The 19,513-nt window shown below is 71.2% G+C and carries 15 protein-coding genes; 2 read left to right on the forward strand and 13 right to left on the reverse strand.

All coding sequences use genetic code 11. The features are described from left to right. Nucleotides 1–99: 99 nt before the first annotated feature. Entirely contained in the window at nucleotides 100–1,335 is a 1,236-nt protein-coding gene (locus ACFUO4_RS09630) for a VWA-like domain-containing protein (protein WP_383481781.1), read from the forward strand. Here ACFUO4_RS09630 and ACFUO4_RS09635 read toward each other — a convergent pair. The 6 genes from ACFUO4_RS09635 to ACFUO4_RS09660 all read right to left on the reverse strand — a co-directional run bounded on the left by ACFUO4_RS09635 (nucleotide 1,328) and on the right by ACFUO4_RS09660 (nucleotide 9,085). Next, nucleotides 1,328–3,331 (reverse strand): beta-galactosidase, encoded by a 2,004-nt coding sequence (locus ACFUO4_RS09635; RefSeq protein ID WP_383481784.1) that lies wholly within the window; start codon nucleotides 3,329–3,331, stop codon nucleotides 1,328–1,330. The genes ACFUO4_RS09630 and ACFUO4_RS09635 overlap by 8 nt on opposite strands. Beyond that, nucleotides 3,328–4,011 (reverse strand): hypothetical protein, encoded by a 684-nt coding sequence (locus ACFUO4_RS09640; RefSeq protein WP_383481787.1) that lies wholly within the window; start codon nucleotides 4,009–4,011, stop codon nucleotides 3,328–3,330. Before ACFUO4_RS09640 ends, ACFUO4_RS09635 begins: the two co-directional genes overlap by 4 nt. Continuing rightward, nucleotides 4,008–5,519: a xylan 1,4-beta-xylosidase gene (locus ACFUO4_RS09645; protein ID WP_383481790.1), complete on the reverse strand. Its 1,512-nt coding sequence runs from the start codon at nucleotides 5,517–5,519 to the stop codon at nucleotides 4,008–4,010. Before ACFUO4_RS09645 ends, ACFUO4_RS09640 begins: the two co-directional genes overlap by 4 nt. After that, nucleotides 5,516–7,171, reverse strand: coding sequence for an extracellular solute-binding protein (locus tag ACFUO4_RS09650; RefSeq protein ID WP_383481793.1), 1,656 nt, complete (start codon nucleotides 7,169–7,171; stop codon nucleotides 5,516–5,518). Before ACFUO4_RS09650 ends, ACFUO4_RS09645 begins: the two co-directional genes overlap by 4 nt. Nucleotides 7,172–7,235: 64 nt before the next feature. Continuing rightward, nucleotides 7,236–8,108: a carbohydrate ABC transporter permease gene (locus ACFUO4_RS09655; RefSeq protein WP_383481796.1), complete on the reverse strand. Its 873-nt coding sequence runs from the start codon at nucleotides 8,106–8,108 to the stop codon at nucleotides 7,236–7,238. Then, nucleotides 8,102–9,085, reverse strand: coding sequence for an ABC transporter permease (locus ACFUO4_RS09660; protein WP_383481799.1), 984 nt, complete (start codon nucleotides 9,083–9,085; stop codon nucleotides 8,102–8,104). The genes ACFUO4_RS09655 and ACFUO4_RS09660 overlap by 7 nt, the downstream gene beginning before the upstream one ends. Nucleotides 9,086–9,313: 228 nt before the next feature. Between ACFUO4_RS09660 and ACFUO4_RS09665 the strand changes: the two genes are divergently transcribed. Further along, nucleotides 9,314–10,312, forward strand: coding sequence for an acetylxylan esterase (locus ACFUO4_RS09665; RefSeq protein ID WP_079309812.1), 999 nt, complete (start codon nucleotides 9,314–9,316; stop codon nucleotides 10,310–10,312). On the opposite strand, the gene ACFUO4_RS09670 is transcribed toward ACFUO4_RS09665, so the two are convergent. The 7 genes from ACFUO4_RS09670 to ACFUO4_RS09700 form a co-directional block, all read right to left on the reverse strand. Next, the gene (locus ACFUO4_RS09670) at nucleotides 10,293–13,532 is read right to left on the reverse strand and encodes a GH92 family glycosyl hydrolase (protein WP_383481802.1); all 3,240 of its coding nucleotides are present in this window, start codon (nucleotides 13,530–13,532) and stop codon (nucleotides 10,293–10,295) included. The two genes, ACFUO4_RS09665 and ACFUO4_RS09670, sit on opposite strands and share 20 nt — an antisense overlap. Before the next feature lie 296 nt (nucleotides 13,533–13,828). After that, nucleotides 13,829–14,230 carry a hypothetical protein gene (locus ACFUO4_RS09675; protein WP_383481805.1) on the reverse strand — a complete coding sequence of 134 codons (402 nt, stop codon included), beginning with the start codon at nucleotides 14,228–14,230 and terminating at the stop codon, nucleotides 13,829–13,831. Nucleotides 14,231–14,327: 97 nt separating this feature from the next. Beyond that, nucleotides 14,328–14,840 carry a hypothetical protein gene (locus tag ACFUO4_RS09680; protein ID WP_383481808.1) on the reverse strand — a complete coding sequence of 171 codons (513 nt, stop codon included), beginning with the start codon at nucleotides 14,838–14,840 and terminating at the stop codon, nucleotides 14,328–14,330. A gap of 125 nt (nucleotides 14,841–14,965) precedes the next feature. Beyond that, the gene (locus ACFUO4_RS09685) at nucleotides 14,966–16,054 is read right to left on the reverse strand and encodes a lytic polysaccharide monooxygenase (RefSeq protein ID WP_079310019.1); all 1,089 of its coding nucleotides are present in this window, start codon (nucleotides 16,052–16,054) and stop codon (nucleotides 14,966–14,968) included. 351 nt (nucleotides 16,055–16,405) lie between these two features. Beyond that, nucleotides 16,406–16,996 (reverse strand): HD domain-containing protein, encoded by a 591-nt coding sequence (locus ACFUO4_RS09690; protein WP_383481811.1) that lies wholly within the window; start codon nucleotides 16,994–16,996, stop codon nucleotides 16,406–16,408. Nucleotides 16,997–17,196: 200 nt separating this feature from the next. Further along, entirely contained in the window at nucleotides 17,197–18,684 is a 1,488-nt protein-coding gene (locus ACFUO4_RS09695; RefSeq protein WP_383481814.1) for a sensor histidine kinase, read from the reverse strand. Then, nucleotides 18,681–19,406 (reverse strand): response regulator transcription factor, encoded by a 726-nt coding sequence (locus tag ACFUO4_RS09700; RefSeq protein WP_383481817.1) that lies wholly within the window; start codon nucleotides 19,404–19,406, stop codon nucleotides 18,681–18,683. The genes ACFUO4_RS09695 and ACFUO4_RS09700 overlap by 4 nt, the downstream gene beginning before the upstream one ends. Between the last annotated feature and the right edge of the window lie 107 nt (nucleotides 19,407–19,513).

The raw sequence follows: 19,513 nt of genomic DNA on the forward strand, positions 1-19,513 counted from the left end.
CCGCGCCCCATGTCACCCCCTCCCCCACCGCGCCCGGTGCGGGCCACGCTGCCGCAACGGCCCGACACCGAACCAGGGGCACCTCACCTCCCCTTGGACATGGAGAAGTTGCTCGCCGCCCGTCTGCATGCCGTCAAGGTCCGCCCCTATCTCGCCGTCGCCCTCTTCGCGCTCCACGTCGTCGAGGACCGGTCCGTGCCGACGATGGCGGTCGACGCGCACTGGCGCTGCTACGTCTCCCCCGCCTTCGTGGCCCGCATGCCGGTGGAGGAGCTGGCCGGCGTGTGGGTGCACGAGGTGTCGCATCTCCTCCGGGACCACCACGGCCGGGGCGAGCGCTATGCGCGGGAGAACGAGGAGTACGGCCGCGGCGAGACGGGGGTCCCCCCGGCCGAAGGCTGGGGGAGGCTGCGCCGCAACATCGCCGCCGACTTCGAGATCAACGACGACATCTACGGCGACGGCCTGCCCCGCCCCCTCGGCGCGGTCCTGCCGTCGCTGCTGGGCCTGGACAACGACCTCCTCATGGAGGAGTACCTGCGGACGTCCTCCATGTCCGGGCTCGCCGCCGACCTGGCCTGGCTGGACTGCGGCAGCGGCGCCGACGGGCAGGCGCGGCCCTGGGAGCTGGGCGCCGAGGGGGCGAACGGGCTGACCCGGCAGCAGCGTGACGCGGTGCGCTTCCGGGTCGCCGAGGGGATCAAGGGGCGGCCCGGCGAGGCTCCGGAGGGCTGGCGGCGCTGGGCCGACGAGGCGTTCCATCCGCCGCAGCCCTGGCGGCAGTTGCTGGGCGCGGCGATCCGCTCGGCGGCGGGTGCGCCGGGGGTGGGCGAGAACCACACGTACCGCCGTCCGTCCCGCCGTTCGGCCGCCGTCCCGGGCGTGCTGCTGCCGAGTCTGCGCCGCACCCCGCCCAGGGTGTGCGTGGTGATCGACACCTCCGGTTCGGTGAGCGATGCCGAGCTGGGCAGCGCGCTGCTGGAGGTGGCGGCGATCGCGCGGGCCGTGGGCGGCCGGCGCGACCTGGTCTCGGTGATCTCCTGCGACGCGGCGGCCGGGCTCGCCGCCCCGCTCTGCCGTGCCGAGGACATCGAACTGATCGGCGGCGGAGGGACGGACCTGCGCTCCGGTTTCACCCGGGCCCTGCGTTCCCGGCCCCGCCCGGACGTGATCGTCGCGCTGACGGACGGCCAGACCCCCTGGCCGTCCGAGGCCCCGCCCTGCCGGACCGTCGTCGGGCTCTTTCCGCGCCCCGCGTCGGGCGCGGACGAGCAGGACCCGGACTACGTCCCGGACACCCCGCCGTCGTGGGCACGTGTCGTCGTCATCAACTGAGCAGCCGCAGCACGGCCACACCGAGCGGGTCGAGGGACAGGGGGTCGCCCTGCTCCGTCCGCTTGGCGGTGAGGAGGTCGGTGACCACGGCGGGGGCGGTCAAGTGGGCTGCTTCCGTCGCGTGGTTGAGGACGAAGAGGATGTGGGTGCCGTCGGGGGTGACGCGGGTCGCGGTCTCGACGGCCGGGTGGTCGGCGTACGGGCCGAGCAGGTCGTGACGGGCGAGGATGCGCCGGATCACCTGGTCGACGCCGGGCTGGTCGAGGGCGGTGGCGACGTACCAGGCCTCGCCGTCCCCGAAGGTGTTGCGGGTCACCGCCGGTGTGCCCGCGTAGAAGTCGCCGCCGTACGTGGCGACCGGCTCGGCGCCGCGCGGCTGGACGATCTCGAACACGAGGCGCGCCTCGGACCCCAACTCCGGTATGGCCTGCGTGATGTCAGGCGGCCGGGCGTCCCATTCGTCCACGCGGACGCCCATGAGCGGGGCGAGCGGGCCGGGGACGTCGGTGAGGAAGGCACGGTCGTGTGCGTCGACGCGGCCGGAGAGGAAGGTCGTCAGGACGGTACCGCCGCGCGCGGCGACGGCTTCGAGGCGGCTGGCGAGGTCGCCCTTGACCATGTGGAGGACGGGGGCGAGGACCACGTCGTACCCGGTCAGGTCGGCGGTCTGGGGTACGACGTCCACGTCGGCGCCGGCCTCGCGGGCGGCGCGGTAGTAGGCGTGGACGACCTCCTGGTACCTGACCAGCCGGGAGGGGCCGTCGGAGATCTCCAGGGCCCACCAGCTGTCCCAGTCGAAGAGCAGGGCGGTGCGGGCGGGGGTGCGGGCGCCCAGGGTCGCGCCGCCCAGGAGCTTCAACTCCCCTCCCAGATCGGCGACTTCTCTGAAGACGCGGGTGTCGTCCCGGCCCGCGTGGCCGATGACCGCCCCGTGGTACTTCTCGCAGGCGCCGCGGGAGGCCCGCAGCTGGAAGTACAGGGCGGCGTCGGCGCCGTGGGCGATCGCCTGGAAGGTGGCGAGGCGTAACTCGCCGGGCCGGCGCAGGGGGTTCACGTCCCGGCAGGCCGTCGTCGACGGGGTCTGCTCCATGAGCCAGAACGGGGCGCCGTCCTTGAGGCCGCGCATCAGGTCGTGGGCCAGGGCGGCCCAGGTGGGCGGGGCGTCGAGGGGCGGGTAGCTGTCCCAGGACGCGAAGTCGAGGTGGGGTGCCCAGCGGTGGTAGTCGAGGGGGCGAAACATGCCCATGAAGTTGGTGGTGGCGGGGGTCTCCGGGTCGTGCCGGCGGATCGCCTCCTTCTCGGCGAGGAAGCAGCCGAGCAGCGCGTCGGTGGTGAAGCGGAAGTAGTCGAGAGTGGTGCCCTGGAAGGCGGTGTGGTCGGGGCCCCGCCAGTGCTCGGTGAGAGCGCTGGGCGGTTCGATCTCGGCCCAGTCGGTGTAGCGGTGCGACCAGAAGGTGGTCCACCAGGCGTCGTTGAGGGCGTCGAGTGAGCCGTACCGGTTTCGGAGCCAGTCGCGGAAGGCGTCCGCGCACAGGTCGCAGTAACAGGCTCCGCCGTACTCGTTGTTGATGTGCCAGGCGAGCAACGCCGGGTGGTCGGCGTAGCGTTCGGCGAGACGTCCGGCCATCGCGGTGGACAGGCGACGGTACGCCGGTGAGCTGGGACAGAAGTTGTGGCGTTGGCCGTAGCGGTGCCGGCGGCCCTCGAAGTCGGTGCGGTTGACCTCGGGGTACTTCTTCGCGAGCCAGGGCGGGAGGGCGGCGGTGCCGGTGGCCAGGCAGACCTGGCGGCCCTCGGCGGCGGCGCGGTCGAGGATGCGGTCGAGGACGGTGAAGTCGTAGGTGTCCTCGGCGGGTTGGGTGAGTGACCAGGAGAAGACGCCGACGGTGAGGGTGTCGATGCCGGCCCGGGTGAAGAGGCGGTGGTCCTCGTCCCGGACGTCCGGCGGCCACTGCTCGGGGTTGTAGTCGCCGCCGTACGGAATCCTGCCGGTCATGCGGTGAAGTCCCTCTCGGTCTCGGCGATCACCGCACGGCTGCCGTGCAGCAGGGACAGCAGCAGCGGGGCGGCCAGCAGGGCGGGCAGGGCCTCGGTCAGCAGGGCGGTTCCCGCGGCGGCCAGGACGAGCAGCGAACCGGCGGCGAGGGTGGCGCGGCCGTGCCGGAACAGGAAGTACGCGGCCAGGCGGGCGGTGTCGCGGCTGCGGAAGCTGAAGAGGGAGGTCAGGACGAGCGCGTGCGCTCCCCAGAGCAGCGAACCGGCCCCGATCGCGCCGAGCAGCACCGCCCACCAGCCGGGCAGCCCGGTCGCGGTGAAGTGCGTGAGCGTGAACGCGATGACCGTGAGCCAGGCCAGCAGCGGCGCCCACAGGCGCAGCGCGGGCAGCGCGTTGAGCCGCCAGCCGCGCCGGTAGGCGCGGGCCGGGTGGAGGTCGGTGAGGTCGCGGTCGCGGTGGTGGAGGGCGTAGACGGCGGCGGAGGCGGCCGGACCGAGCGGGAGGAGGCATACGGCGGCCAGGGGGAGGTTCGACGGGTCGGCGCCCAGCAGGAGCAGGCCCGCGAGGCCGGGGCTCGCGGCGGCCAGCAGCAGGGCCTCGACGGTGAGGAGGGTGTGGATGAGGGCGGCGGCCCGGGAGAGGGAGCCGGCGCCGAAGGCGGCGGACGACGGTGTGCTCATCGCGGTTCCCCGCCGAGCAGCCGGCCCTCGTCCGTCCAGGGCGGCGCCTCGTCCACGACCGCGCTGACCTCGACCAGCGTCACCTCGTGACGGCTCAGCGTCAGGTCCAGCTCCACCCGCCCGTCCGCCACCGGCAGCCGCAGATGCCGCCGGCCGGGCTCGGCCGCCTCGTGGAGTACGTCGAGCTGGTGCGGGCGCGGTGACCGGGGGCTGCCCATGCGCTGCCAGGCCGTGCGGGCGTTGCCGTGCTCCTCGTCCACGCCGGACCGCCGTACGAAGGCCTCCCCCGCGGCCTTCAGCGGCACCGACAGTTTCAGCCGGTGCCGCTCCGGTCCCGGCGTCTGCCCGCTCGCGTCGACCGGTGCCCAGGCGAGGACGGTGACGCGGCCGTCCGTGTGCCGGGTGACCAGGTGGTCGTCGCCGCGGGCGAGGAGCTGGGTGCCCATGCGGGCCATGAACGCGTACAGGTGGTACGTCGGCTTCTTCACCTGCCGGTGGGTGAGCAGTCCGAAGCCGCCGTGGAAGAGCGCGGTCGGCGGGCCGGCTTCCTCGAACATGTCGCTGAACGTCCAGTAGGAGAAGGAGTCGACGTGGTCGCCGCCGTGGGCGAGGACGGGGGCCAGGTAGGCGGCGTGGAAGGCGGTGTCGTGGATCGGGTTGTCGGGGCGGTAGGAGGAGTTGAACTCCGTGATGTGGACCGGCAGTCCGCCGAGGCGGGTGCCCTTCAGCAGGTCCCGGGGCGTGGCGAACTGGTCCAGCAGGTCCTGTGCGGGCGCCAGCGTCTGATGGGTGCCGAAGGGCACGTGGTCCGCCGGGCCGGAGGTGTAGGCGTGCTTGGACACGAAGTCGACGGGCACGTCCCGGCGTTCGGCGAACTCGGCGAAACGGCCCAGCCAGTCGTCCGCGCCGGGCGAGAGGGACGGGCCGCCGACCTGCAACCCGGCGTCGACCTCCTTCACCGCGGCCGCCGTCACCTCGTACAGCCGGTGATACTCCTGTTCGTCCGCGTGCTCCCAGAAGATGGACAGATTCGGCTCGTTCCACACCTCGATGGGCCAGGTGCGCACCTCGTCGAGGCCGTAGCGGTCGACGAGGTGGGCGACGGTCGCGCGGACCAGGTCAGCCCACTCCTCGTAGGACCGGGGCGGGGTGACATTGCTCTTCCACCAGAAGACCGTCTGCTCGCCCGATGCCAACTCCGCCGGCATGAAGCCCAGTTCGACAAACGGCCGGATGCCGAGGTCGAGGTAGGCGTCGACGACCTGGTCGACGTAGGTGAACGAGTGGTGGACGTGCCGGCCGCCCTGCCACTCGTAGGGCCGGTGGACCGCCATGCCGTCGCTCAGCAGGCCGTGACCGCGGATGTACCGGAACCCGATCTCGTCCTGGAGCAGCCTCAGTGAGTCCTGGTAGTCGCGGCGCAGGGCGAGCTCGATGCGGCCGGTGCCGACGCAGTGACGCCAGGCGTCGGAGAGTTCGCCGGTCGGTTCGGCGGGGACGTGGATCATCCGTTCTCCTTCTTGAACCTGTCGTACGCCCTGTTGTGCAGGTCGACGAGCTGCTGGAGGTTCTTCGCCTTCAACTCGGTGACGTAGGCGTCCCACTCGGACATCGGGCGCTTGCCGAGGACGAACTTCAGGGTGTTCTGGATGGCGTGGTCCTTGAGCGGGGTGTCCCAGAGGGTCGCCTGTTCCTGCTCGACGGACTGCAGGGGGTGCGCCGGGTCGATGGGCAGCTGTTCGCGCTGGGACATCGCGTCCTGGAACTTCTTCTCGTCCGGGCCGAAGTTGGAGGAGACCAGCTCCCAGCTGCCGCCGTAGGTGAAGACGCCGTTGAAGAAGCCGAAGTCCTTCTGGAGGTCCTTCGGGGCGTCCGGGTCGGAGCCCATGAGGGAGATGCCGGGCTTCAGCTTGTACGTGCCGCCGGACTCGGTGTAAGTGACGCCCTCGACGCCCCACTTGCACAGCTTCTGGCCCTCGTCCGAGTACCAGAGCCAGTCCACGAACTGCATCATCGCGACGAAGCCGTCACTCTTGAGGGCCTTGCTGGAGACCATGATCCCGTTCTCCAGCCGGACCCCGCCGAGGACGACCGGGCCCGCCGGCCCGAGCGGCACCGGGACCATCTCGATCTTCGCGCCCTTGACCTGCTTCTCCAGGTTGTAGCGGTAGTTCTGCACCAGCTCCTGCGGGTTGGCGCTGATGACGTACGACTTCTCGGCGAGGAGTTTCTGCGTCGCCTGCTCGTCCTGCTGGGTGAAGCTCTCGGGGTCGAGGAGCTTCTCGGCGACGATCTTCCTCAGGTACTCGATCATCGCCCGGTAGTTGTCCTGGGTGGCGGTGAAGACGAACTTCTGCGTCTTGGTGTCGAAGGTGATGTTGTCGTACGCCCAGCCCGCCTTCACCCCGTACGCCTGGCCGAGGTACTGGAACAGCGCCCCGCAGGGGAACGGGGTGTTGGTGCTCCAGCGGTCGGTCCACGGGTACTTGTCGGGGTACTCCGTCTTGAGCGCCTTCAGGACCGCGTACACCTCGTCCCAGCTGGTGGGCAGGGTAAGACCCAGCCTGTCGAGGACGTCCGTGCGGAAGGAGAGGGAGTAGCCGGCCTTGGGCTTCTCGTGCAGGCCGGGCAGCAGGTAGTACTTGCCGTCGGACTGGCGTATGGAGTCGAGCTCGGGTTCGAGCTTCCACCTCTTCACCTTGTCCTGGTAGTTGGGCATCAGGTGCACGTACTCGCTGACCGGCAGGATCGCGCCGGAGGACACGAAGGCGACCTCGCCCGGGTGGTACGTCTTGGGGATCAGGAAGGGGGCGTCGCCCGCGCCGATGAGGACGCTGCGCTTCTTCTCGTAGTCGGCGAGCGGGACGTCGAGCGGCTTCAGGGTGATGCCGGTGCGCTGGGTGACCTCCTTCCAGAACAGCCAGTTGCTCTTGTACGGGTAGACCGGGTTGTTGTTGTGCAGCATCGAGAACGACAGCGGCTTGGCGGCCTTGAACTGCTGCCCGGCGCGGTACTCCTTCATCGCGCCGTTCTGTTTCTTCGAGAGGTCCTTGCCGTCGCCGCCGTCGTCGCCGCTGCCGCAGCCGGTGAGGCCGGCGAGACCGATGAAGCCGGCGGCGGCCAGGATCTGGCGCCGCGACAGCTCTCCTGCGTTCTTCACGGGAACTCCCTTGTTCCGTAGGTGAGTCGGGATGAGCTCTGGACGGCTCAGGCGAGTGGGGGGATCAGCCCTTGACCGCGCCGAGCATCACGCCCGAGACGAAGTAGCGCTGGACGAACGGGTACACGCAGAGGATCGGCAGCGAGGTGAGCACGATGGTCACCGCCTGGATGTTCGCGCCGACCTGGCTGAGCTGCTCGGTGCCGGCACCCGCGGTGGAGCCGCCGGTGGCGCCCAGGATCATGTTCCGCAGATAGACCGTGACCGGCATCAGGTCCGAGCTGTCCATGTAGAGGAACGCACTGAACCAGGAGTTCCAGAAGGACACCGAGTAGAACAGGACCATCGTCGCGACGACCGCCTTGGACAGCGGCAGCACGACTCTCAGCAGGGTGCCGTAGGTACTCAGCCCGTCGATCTGGGCGGCCTCCTCCAGCTCCCCCGGCAGACTCTCGAAGAAGGCCTTCATCACCAGCAGGTTGAAGACGCTGATCGCGTTGGGCAGGGCGATCGCCCACACGCTGTTCTTCAGGCCGAGGGTGGTGATCAGCACGTAGTTGGGGATCAGACCGCCGGTGAAGAACATGGTGAACACGGCGACGCCGACGAGCGCGGTCCGCCCCTTGAGGTGCTTCTTCGACAGGACGTACGCGTAACAGGTCGTCAGGATCATGGCGACGGCGGTGGAGACGACCGTGTAGAACACGGTGTTGCCGTAGTTCCGCCAGAACATCGAGTCCTGGAACACGATTCTGTACGTGGTGAGGTTGAACCCCTTGGGCCACAGCGTCACTTCACCGGCGCGGATCTGCCGCTCCCCGCTGAAGGACCGGGCGACGATGTTGACGAAGGGATACAGCGTCACGACCACGACGAGGCTGAGGATCACCCCGTTGACGCCCTGGAACACCCGGTGGGAGCGGCTCGGCCTCACCACAGGCTGGTCCCCACCGTGCGCCGCGAGAGCTGGTTCGCGGAGGTGATCAGGACCAGTCCGATGACCGCCTCGAACAGGCCGATGGCGGCGGCGTAGCTGAAGCTGTTGGACTCGACGCCCGTCCGGTAGACGTACGTCGAGATCACGTCGGAGGTCTGGTAGGTCAGCGGGTTGTACAGCAGCAGGACCTTCTCGAAGCCGACCGCCATGAACGTGCCGACGTTGAGAATCAGCAGCGTGATCATGGTGGGTCGGATACCGGGCAGGGTGACGTGCCAGGTCTGCCGCCAGCGGCCGGCGCCGTCGATGCGGGCGGCCTCGTACAGGTCCTCGTCGATGGTGGTGAGCGCGGCGAGGTAGAGGATCGTGCCCCAGCCGGCGGTCTGCCAGATCTCGGAGCCGACGTAGATCGTGCGGAACCACTCGGGTTCCTGGATGAACCGGATCTCCTCGTGCCCGAACCAGCCGAGCACATGGTTGACCGGGCCGTCGGTGGCGAGGATCTGGAGGGTGATGCCGGCGACGATCACGATCGACAGGAAGTGCGGCAGGTACGACACCGACTGCACGAACCGCTTCAGGGACCGCCGGCGCACCTCGTTGAGCAGCAGGGCCAGCACGATCGGCACCGGGAAGCAGAAGACGAGGGTCAGTCCGCCGAGCCAGAGCGTGTTGCGGAAGACCTGCCAGAAGGTCGGGTCGCTGAGGAACATCTCGACATAGCGCAGGCCGACCCACTGCTCGCCGAACATCGAGCCGCCGGGTTCGAAGCGCCGGAAGGCGATCACATTGCCGAGCATCGGCAGATAGCGGAAGACCAGGAAGAACAGCAGCGGCAGCACCGCCAGCGAGTACAGCTGCCAGTCGCGGCGCAGTGCCCGTCTCCAGGTGACGCGCGCGGAGGGCTTGCGCGGTGGAGCGGGGACGGGTGGGTCCTGGACGCCCGGCGGAGAGGCCGACTTGGTGGACGTGCTCATTGCTCGGTCCTCTCAGGAGAGGGGAGTTGAACCGAAACTTTCGAGCTCTTACCGGTAACTTCGCGGCAACCTAAAGGCACATGGAAAGCGCTGTCAATGGGTGTCGCAGCGGTCTTTTGAGGCATGGGTGGGGAGTTGAAGTCCCTTGGGCACGGGGTAGAACCCGTGGGCCAGATGCATTGATCTCCGCAAGTTTCCCTTTCGAGTCCGACTCCTGCGAGGTGTCCCGTGCCCGCGTTCGACCTGCCGCTGACGGAACTCGTGCGCCATCGCCCGCTCCCCGAAGAGCCCTCCGATTTCGAGGAGTTCTGGAGCGGGACCCTCAAGGAGGCCGCCCAGGAGGAGGTGTTGGTGTCGGTGCGGCCGGTGGAGACCGGCCTGCGGCTCACCGACTCCTGGGACGTGACGTTCCGGGGCTTCGCGGGCGATCCCGTGCGCGCCTGGTTCTCCCGCCCCGCCGGGGTGCCGGAACCCCTGCCCGCGGTCGTCGAGTACGCGGGCTACGGCCGTGGCCGCGGCCTCCCGCACGAGCGCCTGACCTGGGTGAACGCCGGATACGCGGTGCTGCTCATGGACAACCGCGGCCAGGGCGACCAGTACGGCAACGGCGGCGCCACCCCCGACCCGCACGCCCAGGCCCCCGGCGGCCCCGGCCCCATGACCCGCGGCCTGCTCGACCCCCGCGACCATCACTACCGTCGCCTCATCACGGACGCCGTCCGCGCGGTCAGCGCGGTCCGCGCCCTGCCCGGCGTGGACGCCTCCCGCACGGTCGCCGTCGGCAACAGCCAGGGCGGCGGCCTCGCCCTCGCCGTCGCGGGACTCGTCCCCGACCTGGCCGCGGCCCTGATCACCGCCCCGCTGCTGTGCGGCATCCGCCGCGCCCTCGATCTCACCGACGCCCACCCGTACGGCGAGATCAGCACCTACCTCTCCGTGCACCGGGACGCGGAGCAGGCCGCGTACCGCACCCTGTCCTACGTCGAGGGCATCTCCTTCGCCCGCCGCGCCCACGCCCCGGCCCACTTCGGCGTCGGCCTGCGCGACACGGTCTGCCCGCCCAGCGGCGCGTACGCCGCCTTCAACCGCTGGGCCGAACTGTCCGGCGCCGACCCGCGCAGGGAGATCCACGCCTACCCGTACAACGGCCACGAGGGCGGCGACGCGGTCCATGTGCGCCGCCAACTCGACTGGCTGGACGCGCTGTTCAGCGAGTCGCCAGCGTGAACACGTGCAGGTCGGGCTCGCGGGGCAGCCGCACACCCGCGACGGCCTTCCCCGCGGGCGCCCTGAACGGCTCGGTGACGAAGACGTACGTGGCGACCGCTTCCCGCCCGGCGCCAGGGACGTTCCGGTACGGGGTCCTCGCGACGACCTCGTTGCCGTACCGGACACTGCCGCCGCCCCCGCCGAGCGTCCAGTCGGTGAAGGAGAGGTCGACGGTGTCGGTGCTGCCGTCGGTGTAGGTGACGGTGGCACGAGCCCGCTGATCCCCGTTGACCGCGCTGCCGACGAAGGCCAACTGGCTGACAGGCTGGGCCAACTGCACGGTCTGCCCGTTCCCGGAGGCGTTGTCCGGCCGCCCGTTCGGCGAGCCGGGCCAGGTGAAACCGAGGCCGTCACCCACCCGGCCCCGCCCACCCGGGCTCAGCCCAGCCGCTGCCAGAGCTTGCCGGGAGTAGCTCCAGCCGCCGCCGTCGAAGTCGCCCTCGTCGTGGTCGCCGGAGTCGTCCGAGATCCCGGTGCCGTCGTAGGCGGCGAGGAGACTGCCGGGGGCGGCGACGGTCAGGAAGACCGGCTGCGCGTACGAGTCGACGGCGACCTCGACGTCGTAGAAGCCCTGCGGGGTGTCCTCGCCGGCGCTGAGCGTGATCTCCCGAGCCCCGTCGACGACCCTCCCCTCGGCGGGACTTGCCTCGATCCCCTCCGGCGTGTCGACTCGGAAGCGGACCTCGGGACCGGTACCGCCGCTCAGCGCGAGGGCGCGAACGGCGACCTTCGCGCTGCCGCCCGGGGCGAGCGTCACCGCGGTCGGCCCGATGCCGACCTGGTAGGGCTGCTCGCCCTCGCGGAAGGAGGGCGGGGCGGCAGCGGCGTCCGCGCCCCACGCGCGGTCGGGCGTGCCGGAGAGCGTGTAGTCGAGATGCCCGCCGTCCCGCACGAAAGCGGAGGATAGCCAAGGCCGTTCACTGGTGTGCCCGTTGACACGCAGGGAGTGGATGTACGGCGCGTCGGCGGCGGCTCCTTCCGCGCGGACGGAGATGCCGTTGCCGTCCGGGCGGTCGATCTCGATCCGCGGGAACAGCGGTGAGGCCAGGACGAGTTCGGCGCGGGAGGGGACCTGCGGATACATGCCGAGAGCGGCGAAGACGTACCAGGCGGACATCGCGCCGAGGTCGTCGTTGCCCGGGATGCCGCCCGGCTGTGTCGACCACAGCTGTCGCATGGCGGCGCGTACGGTCTCCTGGGTGCGGTAGGGGGCGCCCGCGTAGTCGTACAGGTAGGGCACGTTGATCGACGGCTCGTTGTCCAGCTCGGCCTTCTCGCCACCGCTCCCGGTGAAGGCCCAACTTCCGTCGCCGGCGTGGAAGAAGGAGTCGAGCCGAGCGCGGGCCGCTTCCCGCCCGCCCATCGCGGCGAAGAGCCCGGCCGGATTGTGCGGGACCATCCAGGTGTACTGGGCGGCCGTCCCCTCCACGAACCCGTTGCCGGTGACCGGGGTGAAGCCCGTGACCCAACTCCCGTCGTGCTTGCGGTTGGCGATGTAGCCGCCGCTCGGGTGGGCCCCGATGTTGAAGTTGTTCTGCCACCACTGGGAGCGCCCGGCGAACTCGTCGGCCACGCCCTTCTCCCTCGCCGCCTCGGCGAGTTGCGCGAGGGCGAAGTCGGCGCCGGACATCTCCAGCGTCTCCGCGGCACCGCCCCAGGCGTTGGACACGGACGGCATGTAGTGGTGCTTCAAGTAGCGGTCCAGAGACGGCCGTTGCCCCACCGACAGGGCCGGCTTCCCGGCGGCGGACAGATCCTGCGGGGTCGGTACGGTCGCCGCGCGGACCAGTGAGTCAAGCGCCCCGCGCAGGTCGAAGTCGGTACCGCCGAAGGCGTGGATGCCCGCCAGGGCGACGGCGGACGGATCACCGTTCATGACGTGCGTGCCGCTCGCGCCGTGCAGCCAGCGGTCCCAGATCCCGCCGTTCTGCTCGGCGAGTTCGTACAGCGACTGGGCGATGTCGGACCCGGTACGCGGCTGGAGGAGCGTGAGCAGCTGCACCTGGTCGCGGTAGACGTCCCAGCCGGAGAAGGTGCCGTACTGCGCCCGCCGCCCGGTCCGGTGCACCTCGCCGTCGGGGCCGCGATACCTGCGGTCGGCGTCGCTGATGACGTTCGGGTGCAGGAGGGAGTGGTACAGGGCCGTGTAGAAGGTGGTGCGTTCGGCGTCCGTGCCGCCGCCGACGCGGACGGCGGCGAGATCGTCCCGCCAGGCCCGGCGGGCCGCTTCCCGTACGTCGTCGAAGGTGCGGTACGGCGGGTTCTCCGCCGCCAGGTTCGCCTCGGCGCCCGCCCGGCTGACGTACGAGACACCGACCTTGACGTTCACCGGCCCGGCACCCGGCGCGAACTCCACGTATCCCCCGGCCCCCTTGCCGGCGACCGGCCGGCCGCCGTCGGCGAAGCCGCCGGTGCCGCCGCTCGCCGCGCGGGAACCGGGGTCGAGCCGGTCGTCCCGCCAGGTGCCGGTCGCCTTGAAGGCGCGGTCGAAGCGGGCGGTGAAGTGCAGGGTGTAGTAGGCGCGTCGGCCTTCCGGGTCGAGGTGGCCGCAGAAGTTGCCGGAGGTGACGGAGCCGGAGACGGTACGGGTCTCCGGGTCGATCTCGACCGTCGAATCCGTGGAGCCCACCTCGGAGTTGGCGGTGCGGATGAGCAACGAGGCGGGCCGGTCGGGCGGGTAGGTGAAGCGGGCCGATCCGGTGCGGGCGGTGGCGGTGAGGTCCGCGGTGACGCCGGAAGCGAGGGCGACCTTGTAGCGGCCCGGTTCGGCGGTCTCGTCGGCGTGGTCGAAGTCGGCGGCGTACACCGCGTCGCCGGTGTCGCTCGCGGGCGAGGAGGCGACCTGTCCGGCGTACGGGAAGAACGGGATGTCACCGCTGCCGCCCGCGCACCCGGTGCCGGACAGGTGGGTGAGGCTGAAGCCCCGGATGCGGGTGGCGTCGTAGTGGTAACCGCCGGGCGCCGCCGTGCGGGTGGCGTCGCCGCGGGTGTTCTCGGGGCTCCACGAGAGCATGCCGAACGGGGTGACCGCGCCGGGGAAGACGTTGCCGCCGTTGCGGGTGCCGATGAGGGGATCGACGTAGGGGGTGGGGTCGTCGACGAGCTCGGGAGGCGCGAAGGGTGTGGCGGGCGCGGCGGCGACACCGGCGAACACCATGGCCAGAGTGGCGGCAAGCATCAGGGGCTTCACGTGCGCCAGCCGTACCACGCGGGGTCACGGACAGCCGTGCGACGGCACCGCGGAGCCACTCTTACGGGTCAACCCAACTCGCTTGACTTCGCGGTCCATTGACGCGGTAAAGTGAGGTTTAGACCACTCGACAACGTTGTCCGGCCGCACGCTGTCGCCGTCATCAGCCACTCCACACCCGGGCAGGGACTCCCCCCTCGCCTGCCCGGCTCGCGGACCCGGTGGGGGTGTCCACCGGGTCCGCCCCTGAGCCCCGCCGCCGACCGCCCCCATCGCCGCCCGCCTCACTCCCGCCCGGTGGCGGTGACCTCCGCGACCACGCGTTCCGCGCGCTCCACCGGCACACCGACCGCGATGACACTCGCCACCGCGGCCCGTGCCCCGTCTCCGTCCCAGAGACCGGCCGAGACAGCCTCCAGCAGGCCGATGGTGTACGCCTCCATAGCGGCGCTGAGCGCGGGCGCGGGGAGCCGGTCGTGGAAGACGCCGGTCCGCCGGCCGCGCTCCAGGATCGCGAGAGCCGCGGCGCGGGCCGGCGCCACGGCTTCGGTCACCCGCGCCTGCCCCAGGTTCCGCATCGCCGGCGACAGCAGCAGCCGGTAGCGGTCGCCCTCCGGCCACACGGCGAGCACGAACCCGGCGAACGCGCGCTCCGGGCCCTCCGTCCCGTCGGGCCACACACGCACGCCAACCGACGAACCCGCCGCCGTCGCCTGCCCCGGTCACGCATGCATCTGATCGGCGGCGCGCGGTGCCGTCGTCCGGGCCCTTCGTCGGCGTACGTCATCGGCGCCGTCGGCGGGGTGCCGGCTTCCTCGGGTCGGGGAGTGGGTCCTCGCGGCCGCCTGCCAGTCGGCGGCGCCACCACAGGTCGGCCCGCCACTGGCGCTCCGCGGCGAAGGGGTCGGGGAGGGTGCGTCGCAGGTAGACGGCGTCCAAGTCGCTCACCACGCGCGAGAGTTCGGCGCGGGGTCGGGGAGGCAGCCGGGTGAGGACCTCGTCCAGTACGTCACGGGCGTGGCGGACGTCGTCGAAGGAGCAGCCGCGGCAGGAGCACTCCGCGTCCTGCGGATAGCGGGGTCGTCGGCCCGCCGGTCGCAGGAACTGGCGGTAGCGCCGCAGGGCCTGGTCGGTGGCGCCGGAGTACACGTAGTAGTCGGTCGGAAGGCCTTCAACGCGGGCTACCGCGAGGGTGGTTCGGGTGGAGAGGCCGTGGATGCGGGCCGGGGGCAGGCCCCATCGCGGGGCACTTGAGGGTCGGGCGGCGCGCAGCGCGCCGGGGCGCCTACGCGGCATCGCCCTTTCGGGACGCGGCCGGCACGGTCATGCGGAGCGTGAACGTCATGCCCGCCATCATGTCATCGCCGACGGACCCGGTGAGCGGCGGCTCGTGGCCCACCGGGTCCGCACGCCGGCCGGGGTTACCCGACGCGACAGGGCAACGTGGTCGCCGTATCACCGCCGGAGCCGGTCACGACGTACCCGAACGTCGCGCTCTTCCCTGGGCTCAGGGACCCGTTCCAGTCGGCGTTGTGGACCATCACGTCCTGGCCCGTGTAGGTGGCGTTGCCGTTCCAGAGGCTGTCCACCTTCTGCCCGCTCGGGAGGGTCCAGTCGACCATCCAGCCGAGCATCGGGACGTCGCCCGAGTTGGTGACGGTCACCTCGGACTGGTAGCCGCCGCTCCAACTGCCGGTCGTCCTGCGGGTGGCGGTGCAGGTGCCGGGGACCGGTTCGGTCGGGTTGCCCGGTTCGTGGATGCCGGTCACCTCGCCGTGGCCGCCGTCGAAGACGACGTCGGAGCAGGAGTAGAAGGTCTCCGCGCTGTCCGAGCGCTGCCAGACCATGTAGATGATGTGGCGGCCCGACTTGTTGGACGGAAGCTGCCCGGTCCAGGAGTAGTTGGCGTCGACCGTGCCCGGACTGCCGTGGAGCGGCGGGTGGTCGACCGAGAGGAAGGGCCGGTCCTCGATGTCGTTCCAGGTGAGGGTCTTGGTCGGGTCGAAGCCGTCCTTGGTGACGTAGACGTAGAACCAACCCGGGTGCGCGGCCCAGGCGTTGTAGGAGAAGTCGACGGTCGCGCCCGAGGTGAGGTGGGTCAACGGCCAGTCGTTGCGGGGGGCGTTGAAGCCGGTGAAGTTGGTGTTGCCGCCGCTGCACAGCTGGCCGTCCGGTACGAAGCCGCGGGTGCGGCCGGCGCCGTCCGAGCGGAGCACCGAGAACCAGTTGTAGAACGGCGTGGTGCCGCTGACGGCCTGCGCGTTCTTGCAGGCCGGGTTGACCGGCTTGATCTCACCGGTGTCGGTCAGCGCGTCCTGCCAGCAGAGGAAGGTACGGCTGGCGGGCTTCATCGGGGTGCCGTGGGCCTCCGCCTGCCCGCTGGTCGTGACGACCAGGGCGACCGCGGGGATGGTGGCGAGCAGCGAGACCAGGACGAGGAAGAGGGCTCTGGCGCGAGTCGGGAGCACTAATCGGCGACCCGGGGACGCCGCTGATTTTGTCAGGATCATGACAGTCCAGTCCGTTCCTTGAGGTACGGGCCGTGCGGATGCGTGTGCGGAGGAGCGGGGTGGGTGGTCCCCCTTCGGATGGGTTCCGGTCCACCCGCATGGGAGCGCTCCCACCCCGCCTGTGGCGGAAGTTAGCGCGAATAGGGGCGGGTGTAAACGGTTGGCGCAGGAGGGTTGTCCGAAGATGTGGCACTACTCTGCGCGTGACGGCTCGCGTGGCGCGCAGAACGCCGCCGCAACCGAGCCGTACGAGGTCGCGGCCGGCACCACGACGAACTCGTCACCGAACTGCCGTTCCCCGTCGAGATCGGCCTCGACGCGCTCCTCGGCTTCCGACCCCGCCGGCGCGGGTCACACGGGATACGCCCCCTGAAAGGCGAGCCGTGCCTCCGCCCCCTCCCCCACGGCCGTCAGCAGGTCGTCGAGGTCGAGGAACTCCTCCCACGCCGTCCGCCCGCTCGCCTCGGCCAGCGCCCCGACCACCAGGTCCTCCAGCTCCGCGACGCGCTTGTTCTTCCACGCCTTGTCGGCGAGGCTGACCAGCAGATCCTCGATCGTCACGTCCGGCGCGGTCCAGCTCGCGTGGGTGGCGGCGAAGCGGGCCAGGTGCGGGGCGATGCCGTGGCCCAACAGCAGGTCACGACCGGCGACTTCGTGCGCCGAACCGGGGCCGGAGAGTTCCGTGGTGTGCGCTGTCTTGCCTATGTCGTGCGTGGCCGCACCGAACAGCACCGCCTCGCGGTCGAGCGGGAGTTGAGGATGCTGCCGCGTCACCCACTCCACGAGGTCGTACGCCACGTCGTGCACCGCCCTCAGATGCGCGGCCAGTCGCGGCGGCGCGTCCAGCTCGCGCAGCAGCTCCGCCGCCGGGTCCGGCAGCGGGCGGAGGGGTGGGTCGCCGGGGTCGTGCAGGGCGCGGTGGAGAAGGGTCGGGGCGGTCACGCGGAAAGGGTACGGCGATCGCCGACGCCGTGCGGGCGGCCTCAGGTTCGACGTCGTGCGTCCCGAAACCGTTCGTCTCGGCATCGTGCGTCTCGGCATCGTTCGCCTCGGCATCGTGCGTCTCGGCATCGTGCGTCTCGATATCGCCGTAGGACCACGGCAGTTCAGGCGGGCGGCCGTGCGGCACGAGCGACCGCGTCTCATCGAGCCCTGGCCCCCTCCCCCGACAGCGCCAGCGGAGTCTGTGGCGCCAACGGCAGTCGTACCGTGAACTCCGTGCGTCCCGGCGTGCTTTCGACGTCGATGCGCCCGCCGTGTGCCGCCGTGATCGCCGCGACGATCGCCAGCCCGAGCCCCGAACCGCCCTCCAGCCCACCTGCCCTGGTACGGGACGCGTCGGCTCGGGTGAAGCGTTCGAAGACCGTGGGGAGCAGGGCGGGCGGGATGCCGGGGCCGTTGTCGCGGACGCGGACGGCGCAGTGGGCGCCCCTGGTGTCGACGACCGCGACGACCCTCGTGCCCGGCGGCGTGTGCACGCGTGCGTTGGCCAGGAGGTTGGCGACCACCTGGTGCAGACGGGCCTCGTCGCCGGTCACCAACGGCTCCGCGTCCAGGGTGAGTTCAAGCTGCCAGTCATGGCTGTCGCCCGCGGCCCGCGCGTCCCACACCGCCTCCGCGACCAGCGCCGCGACATCGACCTCGGCGGACTGCAGCGGGCGGCCCTCGTCCAGGCGGGCCAGCAGCAACAGGTCCTCCACCAGGACCGTCATCCGTGCCGACTCGGCCGAGACGCGCCGCCAGGCCGTGCCGGGTTCGATGCGGTCGGTGCCGCGGTTCATGAGCTCGGCGTAGCCCGCGATCGAGGCGAGCGGTGTGCGCAGTTCGTGGCTGGCGTCGGAGAGGAAGCGGCGCATGCGTTCCTCGGTGCGCAGGCGTTCGGTCAGCGACGACTCGACATGGTCGATCATGCGGTTGAGGGCGGCGCCGACCTGACCGGCCTCGCTGTCGGGGTCGGTGTCGCGTTCGGGGACGCGGGTGAGGTCGCCCACCCGGCCGCTGCCCAGCGGGGCACGGGAGACCTCGACCGCGGTCCCGGCGACGCGGCCGAGGGGGCGCAGCTGACGGCGGATGACGACCGCGCACACGCATCCGGCGGCGCTGAGCCCGACCGCCGCGATGACCGCCTCCGCGAGGACCATCCCCCGGATCATCTGCCGCACGTCGTCCATCGGGAGACCGACGAGGACCCGGATGCCGTCGCGGTCGAGCGCGGTGATCCGGTAGGTGCCGAGGCCGGGCACCGTCCGGGTGTGCATCGACCCGTCGGCCTCGATGTCCGCGAGGGCGGCGCGCTGTTCGGTGGTGAGCCGCCGGGTCGTGTTCTCCCGCGCCACGACCGCCGCGCTGACGATGTCGCCGTCGGCGTCGAGCCGCGCGGCCACCATGCCGGTCGGGTGGCCCTGTTCGTGCAGGAAGCCGAGGTCGGCGGTGAGCCGGGGTTGCAGCGCCGCGCCGCCCAGGCAGCGCTCGACGGCGTCGCCGACGCGGTCGTCCAAGTTGCCGTACAGATAGGCGCGTTGGACGAACACGGTGGTGAGCGCCATCGCCGCGCACACGGCGACCAGGGCGAGGGAGATGAACAGCAGCAGGCGCGAGCGCATCGAGCGCAGTCGCCGCCGGGCGGTCATCTGCCGTCCTCCGCCGGCCTGATGGCGTAGCCGAGGCCGCGCACGGTGTGGATCATCGGCGCCCGGCCGCGGTCGATCTTGCGGCGGAGGCTGGAGATGTAGACCTCGACGAGGTTGCCGCCGCCGTCGAAGGAGCTGCTCCAGACGTGGTCGATGATCTGCGCCTTGCTCAGCACCTGCCGCGGATGGTCCATCAGCAGGCTGAGCAGGTCGAACTCCTTGGCGGTGAGCTGGATCGGCGTGGCCGCGCGGTGCACCTCGCGGGTCTCCTCGGTGAGGACCAGGTCGCCGAGGACCCGTACGGTCGGGTCGGCGCGGGTGTGCCGGGCGTCCGCCCGGCGCAGCAGTCCGCGCAGCCGCAGCACGACCTCCTCCAGGGAGAACGGCTTGGTGACGTAGTCGTCGGCGCCGGCGCCGAGCCCGTCGAGCCGGTGCTCCAGGGCGTCGCGCGCGGTGAGCATGAGGACGGGCAGCCGCGGATTCTCGTACCGCGGGCGGCGCAGCACCTGGAGGCCGTCGAGGTCGGGGAGCATCCCGTCGAGCACGACGGCGTGCGGGGCGCAGCCGCGGGCGGCCTTCAGCGCGCTCTGTCCGTCCGCCGCCGGGTAGGCCCGCCAGCCCGCCTCCTCGACGGCCACGGAGAGCACGTCGGTGAGTGCGGGCTCGTCGTCGACGATGAGCACGCGGACGCGGCCTTTGCGGTACCCAGGGGTGCCAGTCATGTCCCGATTCTGTCCCCGTGAGCTGGGGGAATCCTGTGTTCAGCCTGAGGACCGGCGATGGGCGGGCGTCCGTGAACTGCCGAGGGCCGCACCCCTGGTGACCAGGG

The sequence above is a fragment of the Streptomyces sp. NPDC057280 genome, assembly GCF_042668605.1.
Taxonomy (GTDB): Bacteria; Actinomycetota; Actinomycetes; order Streptomycetales; family Streptomycetaceae; genus Streptomyces.